Annotated in this window: 20 protein-coding genes; 3 read left to right on the plus strand and 17 right to left on the minus strand. The window is 38.6% G+C overall.

Annotated elements, in window-relative coordinates; translation table 11 throughout:
- Positions 1-9: 9 nt before the first annotated feature.
- From H4J57_RS10495 to fabB, 9 genes are all read right to left on the minus strand, one after another.
- On the minus strand, positions 10-492 hold the full coding sequence (locus H4J57_RS10495) for a CvpA family protein (RefSeq protein ID WP_182213989.1): 483 nt from the start codon (positions 490-492) through the stop codon (positions 10-12).
- A 158-nt stretch (positions 493-650) separates the two neighbouring features.
- Positions 651-1,274, minus strand: a complete 624-nt coding sequence (locus H4J57_RS10500; RefSeq protein ID WP_182213991.1) for an SPOR domain-containing protein — start codon at positions 1,272-1,274, stop codon at positions 651-653.
- A 30-nt stretch (positions 1,275-1,304) separates the two neighbouring features.
- Positions 1,305-2,597 carry a bifunctional tetrahydrofolate synthase/dihydrofolate synthase gene (gene folC, locus H4J57_RS10505; RefSeq protein ID WP_182242797.1) on the minus strand — a complete coding sequence of 431 codons (1,293 nt, stop codon included), beginning with the start codon at positions 2,595-2,597 and terminating at the stop codon, positions 1,305-1,307.
- 21 nt (positions 2,598-2,618) lie between these two features.
- Positions 2,619-3,479 carry an acetyl-CoA carboxylase, carboxyltransferase subunit beta gene (gene accD, locus H4J57_RS10510; RefSeq protein ID WP_182213995.1) on the minus strand — a complete coding sequence of 287 codons (861 nt, stop codon included), beginning with the start codon at positions 3,477-3,479 and terminating at the stop codon, positions 2,619-2,621.
- A gap of 215 nt (positions 3,480-3,694) precedes the next feature.
- Positions 3,695-4,477 carry a tRNA pseudouridine(38-40) synthase TruA gene (gene truA / locus H4J57_RS10515; protein WP_070374283.1) on the minus strand — a complete coding sequence of 261 codons (783 nt, stop codon included), beginning with the start codon at positions 4,475-4,477 and terminating at the stop codon, positions 3,695-3,697.
- Between the two features lie 663 nt (positions 4,478-5,140).
- Positions 5,141-8,590 carry a FimV/HubP family polar landmark protein gene (locus tag H4J57_RS10520; protein WP_182242799.1) on the minus strand — a complete coding sequence of 1,150 codons (3,450 nt, stop codon included), beginning with the start codon at positions 8,588-8,590 and terminating at the stop codon, positions 5,141-5,143.
- A 241-nt stretch (positions 8,591-8,831) separates the two neighbouring features.
- Positions 8,832-9,851: an aspartate-semialdehyde dehydrogenase gene (locus H4J57_RS10525; RefSeq protein ID WP_070374286.1), complete on the minus strand. Its 1,020-nt coding sequence runs from the start codon at positions 9,849-9,851 to the stop codon at positions 8,832-8,834.
- Positions 9,852-9,901: 50 nt separating this feature from the next.
- Positions 9,902-11,035 carry a 4-phosphoerythronate dehydrogenase gene (locus H4J57_RS10530; RefSeq protein WP_182242801.1) on the minus strand — a complete coding sequence of 378 codons (1,134 nt, stop codon included), beginning with the start codon at positions 11,033-11,035 and terminating at the stop codon, positions 9,902-9,904.
- A gap of 203 nt (positions 11,036-11,238) precedes the next feature.
- Entirely contained in the window at positions 11,239-12,450 is a 1,212-nt protein-coding gene (gene fabB, locus H4J57_RS10535; RefSeq protein WP_070374288.1) for a beta-ketoacyl-ACP synthase I, read from the minus strand.
- 176 nt (positions 12,451-12,626) lie between these two features.
- Between fabB and mnmC the strand changes: the two genes are divergently transcribed.
- Positions 12,627-13,919 (plus strand): FAD-dependent 5-carboxymethylaminomethyl-2-thiouridine(34) oxidoreductase MnmC, encoded by a 1,293-nt coding sequence (gene mnmC, locus H4J57_RS10540; RefSeq protein ID WP_310733721.1) that lies wholly within the window; start codon positions 12,627-12,629, stop codon positions 13,917-13,919.
- Positions 13,920-13,941: 22 nt separating this feature from the next.
- On the opposite strand, the gene H4J57_RS10545 is transcribed toward mnmC, so the two are convergent.
- The 3 genes from H4J57_RS10545 to H4J57_RS10555 all read right to left on the minus strand — a co-directional run bounded on the left by H4J57_RS10545 (position 13,942) and on the right by H4J57_RS10555 (position 15,995).
- The gene (locus tag H4J57_RS10545) at positions 13,942-14,235 is read right to left on the minus strand and encodes a YfcL family protein (RefSeq protein WP_070374290.1); all 294 of its coding nucleotides are present in this window, start codon (positions 14,233-14,235) and stop codon (positions 13,942-13,944) included.
- A 64-nt stretch (positions 14,236-14,299) separates the two neighbouring features.
- Positions 14,300-15,436, minus strand: coding sequence for an ATP-NAD kinase family protein (locus H4J57_RS10550; RefSeq protein ID WP_182214003.1), 1,137 nt, complete (start codon positions 15,434-15,436; stop codon positions 14,300-14,302).
- Positions 15,429-15,995, minus strand: coding sequence for an elongation factor P hydroxylase (locus H4J57_RS10555; protein WP_182242803.1), 567 nt, complete (start codon positions 15,993-15,995; stop codon positions 15,429-15,431). The genes H4J57_RS10550 and H4J57_RS10555 overlap by 8 nt, the downstream gene beginning before the upstream one ends.
- A gap of 315 nt (positions 15,996-16,310) precedes the next feature.
- Here H4J57_RS10555 and H4J57_RS10560 point away from each other — a divergent pair, with 315 nt between their 5' ends.
- A complete protein-coding gene (locus H4J57_RS10560; RefSeq protein WP_182214007.1) occupies positions 16,311-17,015 on the plus strand; it encodes a LuxR C-terminal-related transcriptional regulator in 705 nt (234 codons plus the stop codon).
- Positions 17,016-17,092: 77 nt separating this feature from the next.
- Here the strand turns inward: H4J57_RS10560 and H4J57_RS10565 are convergent, their stop codons facing one another.
- Genes H4J57_RS10565 through H4J57_RS10580 form a run of 4 tightly spaced genes read right to left on the minus strand, consistent with a single transcriptional unit; the run spans position 17,093 to position 20,221 of the window.
- The gene (locus H4J57_RS10565; RefSeq protein ID WP_182242805.1) at positions 17,093-17,878 is read right to left on the minus strand and encodes a CsgG/HfaB family protein; all 786 of its coding nucleotides are present in this window, start codon (positions 17,876-17,878) and stop codon (positions 17,093-17,095) included.
- 3 nt (positions 17,879-17,881) lie between these two features.
- A complete protein-coding gene (locus H4J57_RS10570; RefSeq protein ID WP_182222895.1) occupies positions 17,882-18,298 on the minus strand; it encodes a curli assembly protein CsgF in 417 nt (138 codons plus the stop codon).
- Between the two features lie 17 nt (positions 18,299-18,315).
- Positions 18,316-18,720 carry a curli production assembly/transport protein CsgE gene (locus H4J57_RS10575; RefSeq protein ID WP_259366432.1) on the minus strand — a complete coding sequence of 135 codons (405 nt, stop codon included), beginning with the start codon at positions 18,718-18,720 and terminating at the stop codon, positions 18,316-18,318.
- Between the two features lie 46 nt (positions 18,721-18,766).
- Positions 18,767-20,221 (minus strand): curlin, encoded by a 1,455-nt coding sequence (locus H4J57_RS10580; protein ID WP_182242807.1) that lies wholly within the window; start codon positions 20,219-20,221, stop codon positions 18,767-18,769.
- 763 nt (positions 20,222-20,984) lie between these two features.
- Between H4J57_RS10580 and H4J57_RS10585 the strand changes: the two genes are divergently transcribed.
- Positions 20,985-23,480, plus strand: coding sequence for a S8 family serine peptidase (locus tag H4J57_RS10585; protein WP_182242809.1), 2,496 nt, complete (start codon positions 20,985-20,987; stop codon positions 23,478-23,480).
- 243 nt (positions 23,481-23,723) lie between these two features.
- Here the strand turns inward: H4J57_RS10585 and H4J57_RS10590 are convergent, their stop codons facing one another.
- On the minus strand, positions 23,724-24,056 hold the full coding sequence (locus H4J57_RS10590) for a Na+/H+ antiporter subunit G (protein WP_070374293.1): 333 nt from the start codon (positions 24,054-24,056) through the stop codon (positions 23,724-23,726).
- Positions 24,057-24,065: the final 9 nt, after the last annotated feature.

Raw genomic sequence — 24,065 nt, forward strand, 5'->3', positions numbered from 1 at the left:
AAAATAACGTTATTTCAAAAAGCTTGATGAATTCTTTAGGTATTCAAAAAACCATTCAACAATGAGTGTAAACTCGGGGATGAGTTGAGAACTTGCCCACCATGCGGTTGATGACGCTGGCGTAAATGCATCCATAAAGAATAATAATGCGCTGGTAACTAACACGCCACGTAATGCACCAAAAACAAGCCCTAGCAGGCGATCGGTTCCAGACAAGCCTGTTTTACTGACCAATTGACCAATAAGATAATTTACCATAGCGCCAAGAATTAACGTGGTAATAAAAAGAATAGCAATTGCCGCAGCATTACGTAGGACTTGATCGGAAATGTTTGTCAATAAACTAGCAAGATTTACATAGAAGTGGCTGGCAATAAAGAAGGCACTGATCCAGATAACTAGCGAAACTGCTTCTTTGACAAAGCCGCGAACCAAGCTAATTAATGTTGAAATGCCTACAATTGCCAAGATGGCATAGTCTATCCAAACCATAAATTAATCGTTACCAATGAATATTTACCAGCATAATAAGGCGCGCATTCTAACAGAAACGCCCCTTATTTTACCAATGTTTTATTTAAAATAGCCATTGCCATTGAAAGTGCTTAACTACTTTTTACACCGTATTATTGGGCAGTGGTTATAACTTATTATTTTGTTGGGTAAAAACGAGCAATTTTACCTTCAACACCGGTTAATTTTTTCAATGCTGGGATTTTTTTTATCAATGAGTTTTTGATCAGTTCAGGGCCAATGAAAACTTTAATTAATGGGCCGTTTTTTGTTTTTATCGGTTTTGTGAAAGCAGTATAACCATTATCTTTAAGCTTGAGTAATAACTGTGCAACATTTTTTTTATGACGAAAACTGCCCAGCTGTACTACCCATGCTTGTTGCAACACTGATTTTTCTGGCAAAATATTATCTACTACTTGCTCAGTTAACGCTTTATCGTCTTCTTTCGTCGCCACAGCGTTATTTAAACCCGGGTCACTCTCTGTTTCAGCCGTATCTTTTATTGCTTGTTCAGTCGAAGAGACATCGTCATCTAATGCCGCTTCATCACTCAGTATTTCGTCAGTATTTATAACAATTTTATCTTCAGGAAAGCTTGGTGTGCTCTTAACAAACTCGACCTTAGGCGGAGGTGGAATTTGTTCAAACTCATCTTGATAGGTCTTTTTATTACCGTCTAGTAAGTCTGGCAAAATAATAATAGCAACCGCAGCCACAATAATGGTGCCAACTAAGCGGTTTTGAAAAGGTGTAGACAAATGGAACTCCCAGGCTGCAGTTAATAAAAACTACAGCAATAAACGTCGGACTTCAGCTACGGTGTAAAATGATCCAAACACTAAGATCAAATCTGTTGCTGTTGAATTTTTGTTAGCCATTCTAAATGCCTCAGTGATATTGTCAAAACAATTAGCTGAATCTTCATTTAATAACAATTTTTCGGCTAATTCCTTTGCAGTAGCTCCACGAGGCATAGATAAACTGCCTAAATACCATTGATCAACCAGTGCAGATAATGGCCCAAAGGTGTTAGCAATATCTTTGTCTTTTAACATACCGGTAACCGCATAAAGCTTGTCATACTTTTGCGACTTTAAATACTCAACTAAATAACGTGCTGCTTGAGGATTATGACCAACATCAAGTAGCACCGGACTGTTTAACGATTTTTTACTGATAAGCTCAGTTCGACCGGCAACTTTTGTTTGGTTTATTAAGGCATTTACACTTTCAGTATTAAAAACAACAGAACAATCGTTAAGTAAAGCCAATACCGTTAGTGCTGTTGCTACATTATCTTGAGGTATAAAAGGCTTATTTAAATCATTGATTTGGTACTCGCCAAATGTCCAACACCACAAGGAGTGACAAGTCGGCACTTTGTGCTGTTCAATAGAGAAATCATCGCCTCGCAGACTGACCACGGCTTTAAGTTTTTTAGCATGGGCAAGTACCGATATAGGACAATCGGTATCACCAATAACAACTTTTTGATTCGCACGCATGATACCCGCTTTTTCAAAGCCAATACTTTCGCGATTATCACCTAGGTACGCTTGATGGTCTAAGTCTATCGTGGTTATGACGGCAATATCAGCGTCAATTAAGTTTGTGGCATCTAAACGCCCACCTAAACCTACTTCCAAAATAATAAAAGCAGGTTTTCTTTCCATTAAAACTAAAAATGCGGCTAATGTTGTGTATTCATAATAGGTTAGTGAAATATCACCACGCTGTTGCTCTATTTGCTCAAAGGCGTTGATTAATGATTGACTGTCAACGTCAATATTATTAATACGTAAGCGTTCATTGAACTTTTCAATATGTGGTGAAGAATAAACCGCCACTGTTTTATCATCACCGAGCAAAGCATTTTCAATAAAAGCACAGGTAGTGCCTTTACCATTAGTTCCTGCAACCGTGATCACTTGGGCAAAACTGAAATCAATATTTAATCGCTTAGCCACATGCGAAATGCGTGTGAGCCCCAAGTCGATCTCAGTTAAATGTATTGTTTCTAAATAAGAAAGCCATTGAGCTAGAGACTTACTAGCAAAATGGCTTTTGTTGTTTGTTGGCATAGTGTTGTTGTGAAGCGTTAGTTAAGAAGCGTTAAGGCTTGGATGTCCCATGAATTTAGCTAACATACGAGAAAGCGTGCTACGCATTTCACGTCGGTCAACAATAATATCAATAGCACCCTTTTCTTTTAAAAACTCACTACGCTGAAAACCTTCAGGTAACTTTTCTCGAACAGTTTGTTCAATAACACGTGGACCCGCAAAGCCAATTAACGCTTTAGGCTCTGCAACGTTAATATCGCCGAGCATAGCTAAACTTGCAGATACGCCACCCATCGTAGGGTCAGTTAATACCGAAACGTAAGGTAAACCTTTTTCGCTCATTTTTGCTAATGCTGCACTCGTTTTTGCCATTTGCATTAATGAAAATAATGCTTCTTGCATACGTGCTCCGCCACTTGCAGAAAAACAAACAAGTGGTAGGTTATGCTCAAGGCAGTATTCAACACCTTTAACAAAACGAGCGCCAACAACTGAAGCCATTGAACCACCTAGAAAAGCAAACTCAAACGCAGCAGCAACGATAGGCATACCATTAAGTTCACCTTTCATCACAACCAGTGCATCTTTTTCACCGGTACTTTTTTGTGCAGCGCTTAAGCGGTCTTTATAACGTTTTGAATCTTTGAACTTTAAAATATCCTGTGCTTCAAACTCTTCACCTAATTCAGCGCGATTATTTGCATCTAAAAAGCAATCAATACGTTTGCGTGCTGAGATACGCATATGGTGATCACATTTTGGACAAACAGATAATAATCTATCGAGTTCTGCTTTATAAAGTACTGCATTACAAGAAGTACACTTGCTCCAAACGCCTTCAGGGATATTACGTTTTTGGGTGGTTTTTGCTTTTGGGAGAATTTTTTCTATCCAGCTCATAATTTATTTTTGCCTTCTTTTACCTAATATGTCCATGGGAACATAGGAAAACTTGCCAATATTGGTTTCAAACCTATCAGCAAATTGTTAATTTTTTGAATTAATCTAACTATAACCGACAATTAAAGCACATTTAGCCCTACTATGAATACAAAAAACTGGTCTGTTTTGTTGGAATTAGCAGTTTGTAATTACTCATTCTGTCACTATTTATCTTAAAGTAAAAACAGTGGCCCCAGCGGAGGTTTTGGAATATTGAACTCTTGTGGGTAGTCAACACCAACAAAATACAAACCTGCAGCAGATGCCATCATGCCAGCTACACAACGATTTTTAGCTTCAAGAACTTCCCCCAACCACGCTACTGTTTCTAATTGTTGGCCTATACGCATTAAACTACCCGCAATATTTCTCACCATATGATGTAAAAAAGCATTGCCTTTAACATCAATAATAACAAAATCACCTTGGCGTGAAACATTGCAATGAATCAATGTTCTAACCGGAGAATGCGACTGACAATGAACGGTGCGAAAGGAAGTAAAGTCATGTTTACCCAATAAAGACTGTGCCGCTTGATGCATTAACTTTTCATCAAGTGGATAATGACAGCAGGTTATTCCTTGGCTTAAAATTGCAGATCTTAAACGATTGTTATTAATAACATAGCGATAACGACGTGCTGTGGCGCTAAATCGAGCATGAAAACTGTCGTCAACTTGCTTCACCCAAGACACAGCAATATCACTTGGTAGATTGGTATTTACGCCCAGTGTCCAAGCAACATCTTTACGCACTTTGTCCGTTTCAAAGTGAATAACTTGGTTGGTCGCACTAACACCCGTATCAGTTCTGCCCGCACAAATAACTTCAATTTTTTCATCAGCAATTTTTGATAAAGCTTTTTCTACATTTTGCTGAACACTGACCGCATTTTTTTGTCGTTGCCAACCGTGATAACGGCTTCCATCGTATTCAATACCTAAAGCGTAACGCATCAATAACTCCCGATTATAATGCGCGCATTATCCAATATTTTAGGGTTTATGCCAATCAGGTTCTTTGATTATATAAAAAAACCCCAATAATGGCTTTTATAAAAGCTAAAGTAATTGCGATTGATTAACTCATATAATTGGGCAGTTGCTGGGCATCGCCCTTTGCTACTACGTCTTGTCATATTACTTCGGCGTTTTCTATTATTGCGCCTATTTCTATTATATAAAAAATTCTTTTATATAAAAAAAGCCACAACAGTGGCTTTTATAGAGTGAAGATAACGTCTATCGATTAACTAATATTATCAAGTAGTTGCTGAGCATCAAATTATTGCTGGGCATCACCCTTTGCTACTACGTCTTGTCATATTACTTCGGCGTTTTCTATTATTGCGCCTATTTCTATTATATAAAAAATTCTTTTATATAAAAAAAGCCACAACAGTGGCTTTTATAGAATGAAATAACGTCTATCGATTAACTAATATTATCAAGTAGTTGCTGAGCATCAAATTGTTGCTGGGCATCGCCCTTTGCTACTACATCTTGTAATATTACTTCGGCGTTTTCTATTATTGCGCCTATTTCTATTATATAAAAAATTCTTTTATATAAAAAAAGCCACAACAGTGGCTTTTATAGAATGAAGATAACGTTTATCGATTAACTAATATTATCAAGTAGTTGCTGAGCATCAAATTGTTGCTGGGCATCACCCTTTGCTACTACGTCTTGTAATATTACTTCGGCGTTTTCGTTATCTCCTATTTCAATATAAACTTTCGCCAAATCTAATTTAGCTGCAATACCGTTATCATCTTCTTCTTCTGCGGCGTTATCACCAGAAAACTCAGGGAACTCATTAAGCCCGACATTAAAGTCAGTTTTATTGTAGGGCTCTTCGTCTTCTGTGTCGCTTAAACTATCTGATAATAAAGAGTCAACAGAGACAAAATCATCTTCATCATCATTGTCAAAATCAACATTTAAATTATTATCACTATCGAGGTCATCACCAATATCTAACACATCATCTAAGTCAACATCGAAATCATCTTCGCTGTCGCCTTCAATGTTAATCTCATCATCGGTATCAGTAGCGTCTAAGTCAATGTCATCAGCATTGAAGTCAGTTGAAAAGTCGAGATCATCTGAAAGTGTTGTCTGATTTTCTTCTGCTATGTTTGCCAATAAGTCATCAAAGTCAACATTATCGAGTGCTTCAATCTCATCAATCTCACTATTGTCATCATCGTCAGAGGTGTTTTCATCGGCTAATAAATCAGCTAATACATCACTATCGGTATAATCAGTTGCTTCTTCTGCCGCTAGTTCATTAACTTGTCCATCAATAAGTATATCGTCACCAATATCTAAATCATCAGCGTTTGAGTTGTCACCCTCAGCCACCTCAGCTAAAAGTGCATCTATGTCCAAATCATCTGACAAGTCATTATTTTTATTGCTATTTTTTTCGTTTATACTTTCGTCATGACTTGCATGAGTATCATCAACTAATTCTTCGGTGTCATCTTTAAGTAGCTCACTAAAATCTACCGATAAAAATGGCGCTACGTATTCATTGGTAAAATTATCGATAAGCGCTTTATTTTCATCTTCTGTGGTCTCAGTGCCATCTGCAGTTTCATCACCCTGAATATCACCTAATAAACTATCAATATCATCAGGGTCAGTTAACGCTATATTTTCATCTAAGTTATCAGCAGCCATTTCATCAAGAGGATCAATGATATCATCGGCAGTGATAGGTTTTGTCATCTGCTCTGGGGCTGACATTGAATCTAGCAAGGCGTCGATGTCATCAGGATCTGATATTTCAAAATTCTCAGCTTGTTCATTTAATTCAGCAACGGCACTTTCTTTAACCATTGAATCCATCAGTGCGTCGATGTCGTCTGGGTCAGTTAACTCTGCAGTGCTATTATCAGTTGCATCCTCTACTGGCTCTGGTTCTAGCTCAGGCTCTGGTTTTGGCGCTGCGGCGACCATTGAATCCATCAGTGCATCGATATCATCGGGGTCGGTTAGCTCAGCCGAAGCATCTTCTACTGGCTCAGGCTCAGATTTTGGCGCTGCGGCGGCCATTGAATCCATCAGTGCATCGATATCATCGGGGTCGGTTAACTCAGCCGAAGCATCTTCTACTGGCTCAGGCTCAGGTTTTGGCGCTGCGGTGGCCATTGAATCCATCAGTGCATCGATATCATCGGGGTCGGTTAGCTCAGCCGAAGCATCTTCTACTGGCTCAGGCTCAGGTTTTGGCGCTGCGGTGGCCATTGAATCCATCAGTGCATCGATATCATCGGGGTCGGTTAACTCAGCCGAAGCATCTTCTACTGGCTCAGGCTCAGGTTTTGGCGCTGCGGCGGCCATTGAATCCATCAGTGCATCGATATCATCGGGGTCAGTTAGCTCAGCCGAAGTATCTTCTACTGGCTCAGGCTCAGGTTTTGGCGCTGCGGCGGCCATTGAATCCATCAGTGCATCGATATCATCGGGGTCGGTTAGCTCAGCCGAAGCATCTTCTACTGGCTCAGGCTCAGGTTTTGGCGCTGCGGTGGCCATTGAATCCATCAGTGCATCGATGTCGTCTGGGTCGGTTAGTTCTGTTGCAGCTTCTTCATGTACAGATTCAATTGCCTCTAAAGCACTATCGTCGTCTTCGTCGTCTTCGTCGCCGATGTCGTTTAATAAGTCATTCAATAAATCTTGATCTAATTCACCACCTTCTAATGCTTCGCCTGGCAGCTCTTCTTTACTTTCATTGTTATTAATTTGGTCTTTATCCGCTGGAACGTCGTCATCATCGTCATCAAGACCTGAAAGTAAGGAATCTAAGTCGCTTTGGTCTAACTCACCACCTTCTAACTCGTCGCTATCAAGTGATATGTCTTCTAGATCATCTAAATCATCGAGTCCGTCCAAGTCATCTAGATCATCATCTAAATGGATAACATCATCGTCATCATCTAATGAACCTAATCCATCATCTGCGTCGTCAGCAAATAATGAATCATCTAAATTAAGTTCATCCTCACCTAGGTCCATTGAAAGTTCATCATCAAGTGATAATTCATCATCAAGCGATAATTCATCATCAAGTGAAAGTTCGTTATCTAAAGCAGCAAGAGGTTCTTCAGCTGTGTCTGCTGGTTTGGCTTTTTCTTGAGCAACAGCTTTTGATTTTTTAGGCTTAGCTTCAGTTTCTCCACCTTTTTGACGGCGCAAGAACCAAAATACAAGACTCAAGACAAAAAATGCTGGTAGCGTTGACATTAAGATCTGAAACCAAAGCTGCGAGGTTATGCCTTCATTTTCAAGTTCAGCTTTTTGCTTCTCTAATAATAACGCTTGCTCACTCGCTTCTGCCATTTTCAATAGTTCTTGCTGAAGTGACATGATCAGTGCTAATTGAGCGTTTTGTTTTTCATCTTCTATAGTTGAAGCTTCTTTAAAAACATTCAGCTGCTGATTCACCGTTGATATTTTTTCATCAACAACTGCATTTTCTTTAAGAATAGCCTGCAAGCCATCAATTGAATCTAAAACATCATTTTGGATAGTTTCTAAACGAACGGTTTGCTTAGAGTTTATTTCTTCAAGCTGTGCATTAATTTCTTTTTTAGTCGCGTCTAAATCTTCCTTTTTAATGGCAAGTTCAGCAGGAGGAACAATTTTTTTCTTAACGGTTTTAGCAACTTTCTTTTGCCATGTTTTATCATCAGAGGTTGACTTACTTTTTGCCGCAAGAGGATTTATGGCACGCATCTCACTAACAGACGGCAATTTTAAGTACTGGCCATTGTTAAGATGGTTTAAGTTATTTTCTTTAAATGCTTGCGGATTTTTTTGATATAACGCCTGCATTACTTGATAAACAGACAAAGTAGGGTCTGGACGAACTTTTAAAGCAATGTTCCACAGGGTATCTTTTGAGGTAATAGGCCCGTATTGATCGTACGGAAACATATCCGTCGCCTTGGGGCCCCGAATACGAATACCGCCTTCTTCAAAGGCGAACAAAGAAACACTATACGTGGTAATGCTTATAAATATTACCTGCCACAGGCACAGGCGTAATAATCGATGCATCAAGTTTTCCTAATTATTTTTATTTACTGCCAATTGTTTGGCACTTCAAGCCTAGAGAAAGTAAAGCAAATTTTATTCCAACCCTACACCTGCTGTTTATATCATAGCAAGTTAATACACATTTTTTTAGTAATAATGAAACAAAAAACTCGTCGTTAACTATAACGACGAGTTTTGATTTTTCTTTAATAAATCTTAAGGTTAACTCAACTTTAACGCTAACTCATTTATTAAAGGGATGTTATGAAAGGTAGTCTTTAACCAATAATTCAGCAATTTGTACACTGTTTGTTGCCGCACCTTTACGTACATTGTCAGCAACAACCCACATATTGATCCCACAACTATGACTAATATCTTCACGAATACGACCAACATAAGTGGCATCTTTTCCGCTTGCATCGCCTATCTGTGTTGGAAAGTCTTCGTCATTACGACAAACAACAATACCTTCAGCTTGCTCAAGCAAATCTTTAACTTCTTCTGCTGAAATAGGCGATCCCGTTTCAATATGTAAGGCTTCACCGTGACCAAAGAATACCGGCACACGAACCGCGGTTGGATTAACAAGAACGTTTTCATCGCCTAGAATTTTTTTCGTTTCCCAGACCATTTTCATTTCTTCTTTGGTATAACCATTATCCATAAAGACATCAATTTGCGGGATAACATTAAAAGCGATTTGACGAGGAAAATGTTTAGTCTCAACAGGTTTTCCGCTTAACAAGTCTGCAGTCTGCTTAGCTAATTCGTCCATTGCTGCTTTACCACCACCAGAAACTGATTGATAAGTAGAAACATTAATACGATTAATACCAACAGCATCATAGATAGGTTTTAGCGCGACCATCATTTGAATAGTTGAACAATTAGGGTTAGCAATAATATTACGGTTTCTATAATCAGCTAATGCACTTGGGTTAACTTCAGGAACGATTAGCGGAATATCTGCGTCGTATCTAAACTCAGAAGTATTGTCTATAACAATACACCCTGCTTCACCAGCAATAGGAGCAAACTTAGCTGAAATTGAGCCACCCGCAGAGAAAAAGCCAATTTGCGCTTGACTAAAATCAAAATGGTCAGCATCGAGTACTTCAATACTTTGACCATTAAAGTCAATAAATTCACCTGCTGAACGAGCACTAGCCAACGGGTATAATTTATTGATTGGAAAATCACGTTCTTCTAATATTTCAATGATGGTTTTACCCACCAAACCTGTAGCGCCTAATACGCAGACATCAAATTTCTGTGCCATGTCACTCTCTCTTTGCTTTGAAGATTAGTACTTTATATACGTTAAATAAGTTACTTTTTAAGAAAACCAAGATGATGTGGCACATCACTCTTGGCTTGATTTGTCATGCTTACTTTAACCGCAGAAAACTCCCTGCGAGCCGGATAAGTTTTCCGAATATGGTCAAAGCCATGACTTAAAATTGTTTCTCTGAAAATTCCATCATCACGACGTACATCGTAAACCATTTTTACGAGCTGGTTTAGTAGTATTTGCTCGAACGGTTGATTAATTTCAACTTCGGTTATTGAGGCGCGTGGTAAAAAATCACTTAGGTGCTTTTCTATCGGTATATTCAGTTGTTGACATAATGCCTGATAGAGCATTTCTGTACCACGTGCTTTTCCTTCTAAGCTATAACCTGCAATGTGCGCAGAAGATATTTCAGTGTAGGCAATAAGTTCATGCAATATATTAGGTTCATTTTCCCAAACATCTAAAACAACTTTCAAACCATGCCCTTGTTTTTTAAGCGCCAGTAACGATTTATTATCGATAACTTCACCGCGACAGGCGTTAATAAGAATTTGCTTTTCGTGCAGTTGCTTTAAACGTTTTTCATTGAGTAAGTGAAAAGTTGGCTGTTCGCCATTTTCAATGATGGGAACATGCAGTGAAATAACATCACAAGCTAAAACATCATCAAGTGATGAGTAATGGCGTTGGTCTTTAGTATTATTTGTCTGTTTTGCGGCGAGTAGTGGATCGCAAATTAAATACTTAATACCCAGTGCCGATAATTTTTCACTTAAACGAGTACCGGTATTACCCCCACCAACAATACCTACGGTTAACGAGAACAAATCAATTAAGTAACGTTCGGCTAAGACAACCAAGGCACTGATCACATATTCTGCAACAGAAATAGCGTTACAGCCCGGCGCTGCGGTAAAAGTAATACCCCGTTCACTTAAATAGCTCTGATCAATATGGTCAACACCGATTGTTGCCGTACCAACAAACTGACAAGTTGAATTGCTTGCTAATAGCGCTTGGTTAACCTTAGTAATCGAGCGCACTAATAAAACATCCGCACTTTTGACCTGTTGAGCGGTTAACTCACGACCAACAAATGGGTGTAATTCACCTAGGTCGCCAAAGAACTCTTCAGCAAAAGGCATGTTTTCATCGTAAAAAATCTTCATGGTTTATAAACCTAAAGTCATTATTGATCTGATGAGGGTTATTGTATCTTAAATGCAAAAAAGCCACTATAAAGTGGCTTTTTAAATAACAAAATAACACTGAGTCTTTTAGATGTAACCAAACAGAAAAACGCGGTTAATTATATTCAAAGCGTATTTCTGATTTAGTTAAACACTAAATGACAAGGTAACGTTGTTTGTCATTATTTATATTTTTTCATCACTAAAGTAGCGTTAGTGCCACCAAAGCCAAAGCTGTTAGACATAATCAAATTAAGTTCAACATCACGTTTTTCAGTAACAATATCTAGGCCTTGCGCTTTTTCATCTAAGTTATCAACATTGATAGACGGAGCAACAAAACTGTTTTCCATCATCAGTAATGAATAAATAGCTTCATGAACACCCGCCGCGCCGAGTGCATGACCCGTCATTGCTTTGGTTGCACTAATTGCCGGTGAATCTTTACCAAACAATTCTTGAATTGCGCCAAGCTCTTTAACATCACCAACAGGTGTAGAAGTACCGTGAGTATTTAAATAATCAACTTTGCCTTCAACACCTTGCATGGCTTGTTGCATACAACGTACTGCGCCTTCACCACTTGGAGCGACCATATCGTAACCGTCAGAAGTTGCGCCATAGCCAACAATTTCAGCATAGATATGTGCACCACGAGCCAAAGCGTGTTCAAGCTCTTCAACAACAACCATACCGCCGCCGCCTGAAATAACGAAACCGTCACGGTCAGCGTCATAAGTACGTGAAGCAAGTTCTGGCGTATCATTACGACCCGCAGATAAAGCGCCCATACCGTCAAACATCATCGCTAGAGACCAATGAACTTCTTCACCACCGCCAGCAAAAACAATGTCTTGCTTGCCCAGTTGAATAAGTTCCATGGCGTTACCAATACAGTGTGCACTCGTTGCACACGCAGAGCTGATTGAATAGTTAACACCTTTAATTTTAAAAGGTGTTGCTAAACAAGCTGAAACGGTACTGCCCATAGTTTTAGGCACAGCATAAGGGCCAACACGGCGAATACCGCGATTACGGAGTGTATCCGTGGTAATAACAATATTTTCTGAAGACGCGCCGCCTGAGCCAGCAACAATACCGGTACGAACATTTGATACTTGGTCTTCAGTTAGTTTGGCATCATTAATGGCTTGTTCCATAGCGATGTAAGCATAACCTGCTGCATCACCCATAAAACGAAATGCTTTGCGATCAATATGATCTTTAGGCTCAATCGTGGGCTTACCCCAAACATGACTTTTTAAACCAGCTTCTGCAAAGCTTTCAGATTTACTAATACCTGAACGGCCTGCTTTAAGAGATGATAAAACTTCTTCCGCATTGTTACCGATACTCGATACAATGCCTAATCCGGTGATCACTACACGTTTCATTTGAATAACCATTTAAAAATTGAAAAATCAGGCATATCATACAGAAATTTGCCCACAAACTGGTCTGCTCAGTGTACACGTGTACACTGGTTTTTACAATTTTATGACAGACACATTTAATTCACGTTAAAATACTATCTTTAGCGCTTGAAAACCAATGGATTTAATAAATACTTGTGATTAAACAACAAAAAAATTTAAATACGCCGCTTGAAAGAAAAGGCTATCAAATTAGACCCATTATTAAGCAACCCGAAAGTGTTGCCATTATTGGTGGTGGCATTGCTGCTGCCTGTGTTGCTTATGCATTGACTCAAAAAAATATAAAAGTAACACTTTATTGTAAAGATAAAGAAATTGCCCAAGGCGCTTCGAGTAATCATGTCGGTGCGTTATTTCCTCTTATTCACCAACAAGTTGATGACATTAGCTTGTTTTACCAACAGGCATTTTGGCATGCACTAAAATGCTATAAAGACTTACACAGCAAAGGGTTTGTTTTTAGTCATGATTGGTGTGGCTTACTTGAAATTTCCTACAAAACAGCTTTAGAAAAAAGACAAAAAATTTTCGAGCAAACCAACCCTTGGTCAAAAGAATTAATTACCAGTATAAATGCAGAGCAAGCATCACTATTAGCCGGTATTACACTTGAACACGGGGGGTTGTTTATGCCCAGCGCTGGCTGGATAGCGCCCGGTGAATTAGTTCAACAGCTATTTAATGCAGCACAGCAAACTCAGCAGTTGTCGATAAAAAATCAAGTAAACATTACCGCACTTAACCAGCAAGACGACAAGAGTTGGCAGCTAACAACAAGCAAAGGCATAATAAATGAAAAAGTTGTTATTTTTTGCGGCGGTGCTGAATCTATTAAACTCAATATTATTGATGAATTACCACTGAGTTCTGTGCGTGGTCAAATAACGAATATGGCAACGAACGAGCAGATCAAAAACTTATCTACCGTTATTTGCCACAAAGGTTATCTGACACCTGCACACCAGCAACAACATTGCATCGGCGCGACATTTGAAAAGGACAGTTTCGATATTGTGGCAACAGATGCTGGCGATCAATATAATTTAACCATGTTAGAAAAGTGCCTGCCTAAATTAGTATCATGGCGCGAACAAGACGTTACCTCGAGTAAAGCTCGTTTACGCTGTATGACACCAGATCACTTACCTGTTGTGGGCGCTATGCCTGATATAGCCCAGCATAAAAGCAACTATGCCCATTTAGCAAAAGATAAAAACTGGCGTTATCAAGAACCTGCACCTGTGATTAAAAATCTATACGTACTTACCGGCTTGGGTGCTAGGGGCTTATGTACAGCGCCGCTATTAGCCGACATTTTGACTGCTGATTTAACGGGTGGCGAATATCCTGTTGGCAGACAAGAACTTTTTAACTTATCACCCAACAGGTTTGTTATTCGCGATATTATTCGTCGTAAATATTTATAGTATTTAATAAAGGCTGTTATGACTAAACCGATACAAATGATTGTTTAAGGTCTAGCCAATAGTCTTGTACTATTTTTCTATCTTGCGGGCTCAATTCGGTTCGGGCTGCTTGCAATTTTTCATCGATACTTAGCGCAAGCTCTTGAGAGAGTGCTTGCGACTCATCACCAAATTCAATAACAGATAAACTGATAAAGCCGCGTAAATAGCTGCTGGCAAATAATTGGTCATCACTGTTATCTTGATCAAATAAATTATCTAAATATAGATAAAGGGCAGCAATATTTTCAAACGATTTTTTTTCTTCAATTGACATAATTCTACTTACTGTTAAGTTTTAAAAAATTTATGATTAGTTGTAAACATAGATTGAAAGCCCATTATTGTGGACTTGCTACCGGGTATAATACTTGATCATTGTATCCTGTTATTACCGGTAAATACCCTGAAAGCTCGATATCTAAATCACTATCACCGGTATCAGCAATTAAGGGTCTTGATGCTAATGCTGTTAATTTCGCTTTCGTCGCTATAATTAAAATATTATCTTTGCCGATGGCGCGGACCACTCGTGGACTGAGCTGTTGATTACCTCGACCAAATATATGACCTTGTCCACCAATTAACGTGATCACCAACTTAATTGTTTTATTATCGGCTTTCGCTAAGGTTATCGCTTGCCATAATTGCGGCTCGGTTACATCACTGGCAATTAAATGTTGCTGTTCAACCAGATCAACGCCCAGTAAAGTATTATCTAGCGCCAACTCTTCCATTAAAAAAGCGGTGGTTGAGCCTGAGCCAATCACAAAAAGCTCATCGTCCATTTCATTAATAACATGAGCAGCAATGTCTTGCAGCACTAGCTCATCAAGTTCTTTACCACCAGATTTAACCGCTTGAACATAGCGTAACTCAGCCGGAATTTGCATTTCGCCATAGCGTTTTGCTTTAACAATACCTTCTCGAAATAACGATTCGTCGATATCCATAACATCAGCTTCGGTAAGGGTAACTAACTGATTAGTCAGCATCATCTCTACTACCCTCCCCGCAGCTTTTGGCGTAACGGCATAGACACCTGAGTGAATTTTACAGCCCGCAGGAATACCTAGCACAGGAAATTTGTCGCCAACAATTTTACAAACATTGCGGGCAGTGCCATCACCACCAGCAAATAATAATATATCTACGTGCTCTGCTAACAAGGCTTTTACAGTATTTTCAGTGTCTTCTGCCGTGGTATGTTCAGGCTTATCGGTTTGAAAAACAACTTGGGTTTTAAAACCAAGTGCCTGAGCGGCCATCTCTCCCATAAGATCATTAGCACAATAAACGATAATGTCATCTCGATAAGGTAGAAGTATTGACAGTGCTAAGCTTGCTCGCTGATTTGCTTTTGCGGTAGCTCCAAGCGCTAGGGCTTGTTCTGCAATGCCATCTCCATCGCTTCCTTTCAAAGCAACACTGCCGCCAATGCCAGCAATAGGGTTGATAATAAAACCAAGTTTAAACATGAGTAACAGTCTCTGAGTGATTAAATGTTGCGTTGGCAGAAAATTGGGTGATATTCAAAGGCAACGATACGTTATAAAAATTAGCCAGTGCGTCAATAAATGCTTGAGCGCGAACAGGAAACCCTTGATTCAAATATTGTTGCACTTGCTGAAAAACATTTTCTTTAAAAGTAATAGTATCGGCAGCCGCACCATTGAGGTTGTCAGCTGAAACATTAAATTTTTTCCCTGCTGCCACACTAAAAGCCCACTCAATTGCTTGTGGTTTAATTTCAACCCGTTCAAATGTTTTCTGTTGCTCCGCATTTCTACCATCAGGCATATACCAATAACCAAAATCTTCTAATAACCGACGTGCTTTTCCAGCCACACACCAATGTGATACTTCATGTAAAGCACTGGCATAAAAACCATGAGCAAAAATAATTTGATGATAGTCACAGGTATTACTTGCCGGACTATACAAAGGTTCGTCGTCGCCTTTGATCAAACGAGTATTGGTGCTGGAACTAAATGTGTCATTAAAGATTTGAATTAAATCTTGGTAGGGTTCTGGCATTTTTATATTCTGGCATATAGGTAAAAAATAGACGAGGTATTCTAACCAAAAGTCATTCGGCTTGCACTGGCTATTTTAGCTAAATAAAGCATTTAGATAATGAAATTAAATGACGGTAATTGGATACTTTTCAAGGGTAATTTTTTAATTATAAATGTTTATTCTTTTATAACGACATTGCGCTTTTTATTTGTTATGTTGATGTAACAAATGCAAAATTATTGTTAAGTAGACACAAGATATCTGTGTAATTTCTTATCGGTTAAATAAGCATAAAAAGGATTGAATATTACATGGATAGGGAATTAGTTAACTATGGATCCAATAAATGGACTTAAGCTCAAAGCCTTCTTTTTAACAAATAGTGTAGTAAGTAATATTGCAAAAAATGAAGTTCACCACTCTACCCTCCAGTTTACCGACCTAGTTAAAACCTGTGGTATTGATATCACATTAGCAGAAACCTTACCTAATAATGAGCTAATAACAGTTTTTGATTTGATTTTTATTGATTTACAATTCTATATTTTGACAGATAATATTCCAATGGAAATACAGCAACTTACCTCTAGAGTACGGGTTGTTTTTTTTAATGCTACCGATAATTTATGTGATGAAAAACAACTGTTGATATCGAGCATTGCTGGGATATTTTATCAAGGTGAACGCATTGACATTATTTTGCGTGGTATTACAAGATTACAAAAAAATGAGCGATGGTTTAAACGAAAAACCATGAATAGTGCGCTCAGTGAGTTACTTGTTAAAGTGAGTAAATTAAATCAACTCCCTGCAAATCAACAGCAACAATCAATAAGCTTACCCAGCCTGACACGACGTGAGAATACCATCATTGGTTTAGTTTCTCGTGGTGCAAAAAATCAAGAAATTGCTGATCAGCTTCACATTAGTCCCAATACAGTAAAAACGCACCTTTATAGTATTTTTAGAAAAACCCAATCAAGAAATCGTATTGAACTGATCAGTCGGACACAGGATTATCTCTTTACTGCGAATTAATATCATCAGCTCTAAATATGATACAAACTAAAAGGCCAGTGATTAATCACTGGCCTTTTAGTTGTTGCGAACAACGATTAAACGTCAGCACGCCATACATTTCGTGCGATGCCTTTAATGACTAATTCAGTGATCGCTTTTTCAATCGCTTGTTGCACACAAACATGCATAGGTTCGTTATCACTATAACCGCCTTCCATTTCAGCTAAACGTTTAAAACTGATATAACGGAAAAATCCAGCGCGTACTTCTTGGCTCAGCACTTTTTTACTGGTAGATACCGACACAAGCACTTGCCCAGTGCGCACATCAACCGCACGCATATAAACGGTGATCTGATCTTCACGATATAGCTCTGAAGCACCAATGCCAAAATATTCAGCACCAAAGCCTCCAGTTTTAGTATTGGAGTCATAACTGATAATACCGCCTTCAAGCAGTATTTTAGCGGTGGTCAATGGGGGTAATTCTATATTTTCTGTCGTTTTGTTTGCTTGATTGGCTGCGCGGGTAATTTTTCGTTCAGTTAATACATTTTGCAAACCTTCACGCTCTACCGGTAAAAACCAATCAGAGTCACTTAACGCCTGCATCAAAATAGAGGTAGCGCCTTGAGTTACCGCAGTAGAGAATGAACTGACATTAGCTTGCGGTTTGTATTGTCCTGTTTGGTCTCGATAAGCATACACTGAAACGGCTATTGGTCCTTTAGGTTTAGGTAAAGCCTTTAGTTCTTTAAAACTTTCTAACGGCATCATTTTTGTTGCTAATGACTGCTTAGGAGGAAATAAATTACTCGCTGAATCCAATACACTACAGGCCGATAACAGGCCAACTAGGGTCACGATTATAATTTTTTTCATGGTTTATCCAAACTTCGGTATTTCAATTATAGTTATTTTACCTGTTAATAAATCAGTAATTTCGATAGTAATGCTGTCACTGTTAGCAGATAAGATATCAATTTGATAATCGCCACTAAAAAAAGTGGTATCGCCTTCATTATTAAATACCGCACTTTCACCTAAAACAGTGTCTTTATATTGACTGACAATATCGCTAATTGTTGCCCGTTCAATAGCATCTGATACTTTTTCTTCAAAGCTTTTTTTACTCTGTTCGGCTTTATGTTTATTTTGTGCTTGTGCTTTACTTAACAAAAAGCTGCCGTTTAATGCACTACCACCAAAGCTTGGATTAATGGGTGTATAAACTAATTCTGAGCTCATTGCGTAAGCGCTTAAGCTAAGGTGAATCGCTAAAGCTAATATTAATTTTTTCATGGCTACTTTCCTTATGACTAAAAACCATTCCCAGCCATATCAATATTATTTCGACTATATTGAGGCTGCGACATTGCATCGATTAATATAAATATCGCTTGCTCTACTTTTTCTTTGACCGGTGATTGGCGTCGCCCAAAGTAAGTGACATAAATAATACGACGGTTAAGCACTAAACTAAGCTTAGTGCCTGCTCTGGGTACAATTTGTTCTATTATTTGAACATTTATGCCTTGCGTGTTTGGTACGTCATGCCATAACTGACTAAATTTAAAGTAAAAATCATGTCCTAAACGACTCTTGGTATTATCAAGGAGTAACCCCCCTATTTCTACTTCACTAGACGCATGGCTAGAAGGCGAAAATAACGATAAAAGGATGATCAAGATTAAAGATATATATTTAAGCATATTAAGAGACATAAAAAGGGGCCTGTGGCCCCTTATCCAAATTTAGATTAACAAGTCATTACTGCTGTACAATGACCGCAGAATTCCAATCACCCATTTGCGTGATAGAAACTACGCCAGAATCACTAATAAAAGATCCCTCAACAACGTTGCCATTACCCACTTGGCTTATGTTAAATGCAATATTGTCGCCGCCAATAAGCATAGCGCCGCCATCAGTTCCATAGATTAAGTTTTCATCACCTATTTGTTCGATACCAATTTCGTGGTTACTGCCTTCAACTAGAATATCTAATGAGTTTAATTCGCCGTTTTGAGCAATATCTATGGTATTCGCATTACTACTAAGAATAGTACTTAACACCACTACCGCGTCATTAGCAAAACCCGTTTGAGCGATTGAAATTTCATTTTCGCTTGTGGTCAAGACATTGTCATCAGCTGAAGCTTCTAAAACAGCAACATTTTCGTCGCCAGATTGCATCACGTCAATGTTATTGTTATTACCATTAAAGTTAACAACGTGGCTTTCATTTAAGTTACCCATTTGAACAGAAGTGTATTCATTATTAGTACCAATAGCGCCAATATAACTGCTGTTACTATCGCCTACTTGTATATAGTTAAAGTCGTTTTCATCACCAATAACATCAAAGCTGGCCGTATTTCCATCACCGTTTTGCATGATGTCAGTGGTGTTAGCATTACCGATATAAAGTCCTGACTCAGCGATATTGTTATCACCTTCTTGATCGATAGCAATTTCGTTTTCATCACCAGCAACTGATGCGATAGTAACCTGATTTCGAGCGCCGTCTTGCTCTATTTCAAGTTCGTTTGCATCACCTTCAATCGCTGATAGCCTTGTCACATTCCAATAACCATCTTGAGTGCTTTCAACAGTATTGCTGTCACCGGTAATAGTGGTGAGGTAAGTTTCATTCCATTCGCCATCTTGGACAATATCGATAGTGTTATCGGCTCCGGTTAGTTCACTATTAATAGCCCAATGACCGCCGTCACCTTGATCTACAGTGATTTCGTTGCCGTCACCCACAACCTCATTAACAACACGATTACCAATACCCAAATAACCAGCGCCCAGCTGACTTACTTCAACAAGGTTATTATCACCGGTAACGTTATTTTCTGTTTCGTTGATATCACCATCTTGATCAACGTACAGTTCATTATTGTTACCAATAAAGGTACCAACAGCTAAGTTTTCAGCGCCTATTTGCATGATCTCTGCGATATTGCCTTCACCGATCACAGTAAAGTCAGTACCATTGACATCACCCTCTTGAAAAATAGTCGTTTCATTACCTAAATCAGTACCTACCGTAGAGCTTTGTGACAACATAATCACATTCCCTAGAGCATTGACCATCAGATCGGATTGAATAACAACCGTACTTGTAACTTCCTTGGTATCTTCACCGGCAAAAGCCGTTTGATTTAAACCTAGTGCCATAACAATGGCGCAAGTGATTAATGATTTATTAAGTTTCAAAATATATCCCTATTTTTATTTTTTATTTGAGTACACAATTTACTCACAATGTTTTTAATGGATAAGAAGCTTGTTGTCTTACCTGTATTGGCGTTTTGTATTCCCATAACTGTTTAACAATAATAACGAACAGTACCAAAATAATAATTTTAAACTTAATTTCAATAAGTTAACCCTAAAAAAAGTTATATACCTTACAGTATTTAACCAGCCTGGTTTATTGACTTAATCGCTAATTTGATAAATATCACCTTAGCGTTCAAAACGATAAAAAATGGTAAATAAGCACTTTGAATACGTTTCTAATTAAAACCATAAGAAACCCAAACAAAAACTCTATTCGTTTTACTTCGTTGCATTAAAAACTGTACGTTGTTTAGTAACAAATATATATCACCCTATTTTACCATTCCAATAAAAACATTAAAAAACAATAAGATAAACAGCAACCCAAGTTAAATATACGTTAAAACCATGTTAAAACATAAGTACTAACAAAAAAGGACTAGTTAATAACTTCTCAGATTAAATACAGAAAAAGTAGTAAAAAAGTCGTAAAAAACCTCAAAAAAATCTAGCTAAAGTAATGAAAAAGTCGTGTTTGTTACATTTTAATAGTCACACCTCTATTTTTATGATTAAAGTAATAAGGTTGCGTAAACCCATAGCTAGAAATATTTAGAAAGAAAGGAATTCAGCCTAATAATTATCTGTAGGCTACACATAATTTAATTAACGATTAAAAATAAACATGGAGCAAAACATGAAAGCAAAATTATCAGCTTTAACATTGGCGTTACTGCCTTTGTTCGCTAATGCATCACTAGACCTTAGCTCGAAAGAAGGTCTTACTTATAAATCAGACTCAGTAATTGTTGTCTATAAAGATAGCGCATCTAAATTTGACCGTCGTGCTGCCCGCAGCATAGTGCGAGCTAAAATTTCTGATTTAAACAATGACGAAATTGATGATAAATATCGCAACTTGAAAAAAGGCCGTATCGCGAAATTTACCCTTGATAATATTTCAGTCAAAAGTGCACTTGAAAAACTCCGTAAAAACCCAGCTGTCTTATATGCTGAACCTGATTATATTGTTCATGCAAGCGTAACACCTGACGATAGTAGCTTCGCTGACCTTTGGGGCATGAATAATACCGGTCAAGGTGGTGGTGTTGCCGATGCAGATATCGATGCTCCTGAAGCATGGGATATATCTACGGGTAGTCATGATGTGATAATTGGTGTTATTGATACCGGTGTTGACCATACACACCCTGATTTAATGGCGAATGTCTGGACTAACCCGGCAGAAATATCGGGTGACGGTATTGATAACGATGGCAATGGTTTTATCGATGATATGCATGGTATCAATGCGATTACCGGTGTGGGTGATCCTATGGATGACGCAGGTCATGGTAGTCATGTTTCAGGTACGATTGGAGCAACAGGCAACAATGGGCTAGGTGTAGTTGGTGTTAACCACAATGTATCTATTATAGGTTGTAAATTCCTTAGTGCATCTGGTTCTGGCAGCCTTTCTGACGCATTAACCTGTATTGATTACTTCGTTGATTTAAAAAATAATGGCATAAACGTGCGTGCTACTAATAACAGTTGGGGCGGAGGCGGATTTAGCCAAGCACTTTCTGATGCAATTACTTCGTCTGAAGAAGCTAACATCTTGTTTGTTGCCGCCGCAGGTAACGATGCATACGACAACGATGCGCAAAGCAGCTATCCTTCTGGCTACCCGCATGATTCAGTCTTAGCCGTAGCAAGTACAACGCGTACTGATAGTATGTCTAGTTTTTCACAGTGGGGCTTAACCACTGTTGATTTAGGTGCTCCAGGCTCTGATATTTTATCAACAGTACCCGGTGGTGGCTACGCATCATATTCAGGCACTTCGATGGCGACGCCACATGTTACTGGTGCGGCAGCATTAGCCTGGTCAGTAAACCCTGAACTGAGTGCAATTGAAATGAAAGCACTCTTAATGAGCTCTGGTGATGATAACGCTGCACTTGCAGGTAAAACAGTATCAGGAAAACGCTTGAACGTTAATAATGCACTAAACGATGCAGATCCAACACCAGGCTTTACACTTGCAGCAACACCAGGTTCAAACACTATTGAAGCTGGCGAAACAGCAACTTACAGCTTTAATGTTGGTTCTGTTGCCGATTGGAATGGTGAAGTTAGCTTAACTTTAGATGGCTCACTTGCTGGTGCAACATTATCAACAGATACTGCAACGCCAGGTGCAACATTTGAACTGAGTGTACCAACAACAGCGGAAACACAATGGGGTGAATATACTTTTGTGGTAACGGGAACAAGTGATGATTTAGTTAAAGTATCTACGGTTCGCTTAATGGTTAATCCACAAGGGTTAAACGAGTTTACTTACACGAATGATGAGGTTATTAGTATTCCTGATAACAATGCAGAAGGTATTTCTTCAACCATTAATGTTGCAGATGAACTTACCGTTTTTGCTTCTGATATTTATGTAAATATTACTCATACGTGGATTGGCGACTTAACCGTCATGTTAACATCTCCTTCAGGGACTACGGCACCACTGCACAGTGCATCAGGTGGCGGCGACGATAACATTGATAGTACCTTTAGCTCTTCAGCTTTCAACGGCGAAGTAGCCACGGGTGACTGGATATTAAGTGTTGCTGATAATGCAGCGGCAGATACCGGTACATTAAACAACTGGGCACTGACTATTACTGGTATTGGTGAAACACTTCCTAGCGCACCACAAGCGAGCTTTACTTATCAAGCAGACGGTCTAACCGCTACGTTTACGGATAGCAGTACTGATAGAAATGACGATATGGTTAGCTGGGATTGGAGCTTCGGCGACGGTGCTATATCGAGCGCACAAAACCCTGTACATACTTTCGCTGCAACGGGTAACTATGAAGTTACACTTACCGTTACAGATAGCGAAGGTTTAAACACTACAGAAAATATGCTGGTCACTGTTTCATCAGTAAGTATTGAAGCCGCGGTTAAACGTGCATACAAGTCTCGTTTAGGTCGCTTACGTGTTGATATTACTTGGGAAGGTACTTCAGCAGATAGGGTAGATATTTTCCGTAATGGTGTAAAAATTGATACGGTAGAAAATGCGGGTATTTACCGTGACCGTGAACGTCGCACAACAGGTAGCCAATTCGTGTATCAAATTTGTGACGCATCAACAGCATGTTCAAATGAAGTAACCGTTAACTTCTAAGCTTCATTTAACAGAAGATGACCAGGCAATAAAACGCCAGATAATAGTTATAACACCGATATATTAAGTATTAGATACTGATGTTATAGCTAGCTAAAAATCCCTAACAATTAAAACAGTTAGGGATTTTTATTTTAATAAGATGTTGATATTCAGTTAAATAATGTAAAAAAAACACTGAGCATCAAGACGGTCAGTGTTTTATATTTAACAGATACTTTATTGAGCTAACGCTAGAAAAGATTAAACATCATCTTCAATGTTATCTATGCCTTTTGTGCGTTCTATACTCTCAAGCTTGTGATGAATCGCCGCTTTAATCATCATATAGGCACTGATGGGTGCAGTAAGTAATAAAAATAGCGAGATCAGTATTTCTTTTACGCTAAACCCTGTATGAGTGGTACTAAAAAAGATCATTGCAGCAGTTAACAACGATGCCATGCCGAGTGTTGTAGCTTTAGTGGGTCCATGAAGTCGCATAAAAAAATCTGGCATTTTTACTAAGCCAATAGAGCCAACGAGTACAAAAGAGCCGCCAATTAATAATAATATTGAAATAATCCATTCTGCCATAACTTACCC

The organism is Colwellia sp. BRX8-7, assembly GCF_014077275.1.
Taxonomy (GTDB): domain Bacteria; phylum Pseudomonadota; class Gammaproteobacteria; order Enterobacterales; family Alteromonadaceae; genus Colwellia_A.

Coding starts and splice junctions, on each gene's coding strand:
- H4J57_RS10525 (WP_070374286.1), bottom strand. CDS start 9,851: ATGGCACAGAAATTTGATGTCTGCGTATTAGGCGCTACAGGTTTGGTG.
- truA (WP_070374283.1), bottom strand. CDS start 4,477: ATGCGTTACGCTTTAGGTATTGAATACGATGGAAGCCGTTATCACGGT.
- H4J57_RS10570 (WP_182222895.1), bottom strand. CDS start 18,298: ATGAAAAAATTAATATTAGCTTTAGCGATTCACCTTAGCTTAAGCGCT.
- accD (WP_182213995.1), bottom strand. CDS start 3,479: ATGAGCTGGATAGAAAAAATTCTCCCAAAAGCAAAAACCACCCAAAAA.
- H4J57_RS10520 (WP_182242799.1), bottom strand. CDS start 8,590: ATGCATCGATTATTACGCCTGTGCCTGTGGCAGGTAATATTTATAAGC.
- H4J57_RS10575 (WP_259366432.1), bottom strand. CDS start 18,720: ATGTCTCTTAATATGCTTAAATATATATCTTTAATCTTGATCATCCTT.
- H4J57_RS10545 (WP_070374290.1), bottom strand. CDS start 14,235: ATGTCAATTGAAGAAAAAAAATCGTTTGAAAATATTGCTGCCCTTTAT.
- fabB (WP_070374288.1), bottom strand. CDS start 12,450: ATGAAACGTGTAGTGATCACCGGATTAGGCATTGTATCGAGTATCGGT.
- H4J57_RS10585 (WP_182242809.1), top strand. CDS start 20,985: ATGAAAGCAAAATTATCAGCTTTAACATTGGCGTTACTGCCTTTGTTC.
- H4J57_RS10565 (WP_182242805.1), bottom strand. CDS start 17,878: ATGAAAAAAATTATAATCGTGACCCTAGTTGGCCTGTTATCGGCCTGT.
- H4J57_RS10495 (WP_182213989.1), bottom strand. CDS start 492: ATGGTTTGGATAGACTATGCCATCTTGGCAATTGTAGGCATTTCAACA.
- H4J57_RS10550 (WP_182214003.1), bottom strand. CDS start 15,436: ATGTTTAAACTTGGTTTTATTATCAACCCTATTGCTGGCATTGGCGGC.
- H4J57_RS10555 (WP_182242803.1), bottom strand. CDS start 15,995: ATGCCAGAACCCTACCAAGATTTAATTCAAATCTTTAATGACACATTT.
- folC (WP_182242797.1), bottom strand. CDS start 2,597: ATGCCAACAAACAACAAAAGCCATTTTGCTAGTAAGTCTCTAGCTCAA.
- H4J57_RS10590 (WP_070374293.1), bottom strand. CDS start 24,056: ATGGCAGAATGGATTATTTCAATATTATTATTAATTGGCGGCTCTTTT.
- H4J57_RS10560 (WP_182214007.1), top strand. CDS start 16,311: ATGGATCCAATAAATGGACTTAAGCTCAAAGCCTTCTTTTTAACAAAT.
- H4J57_RS10530 (WP_182242801.1), bottom strand. CDS start 11,035: ATGAAGATTTTTTACGATGAAAACATGCCTTTTGCTGAAGAGTTCTTT.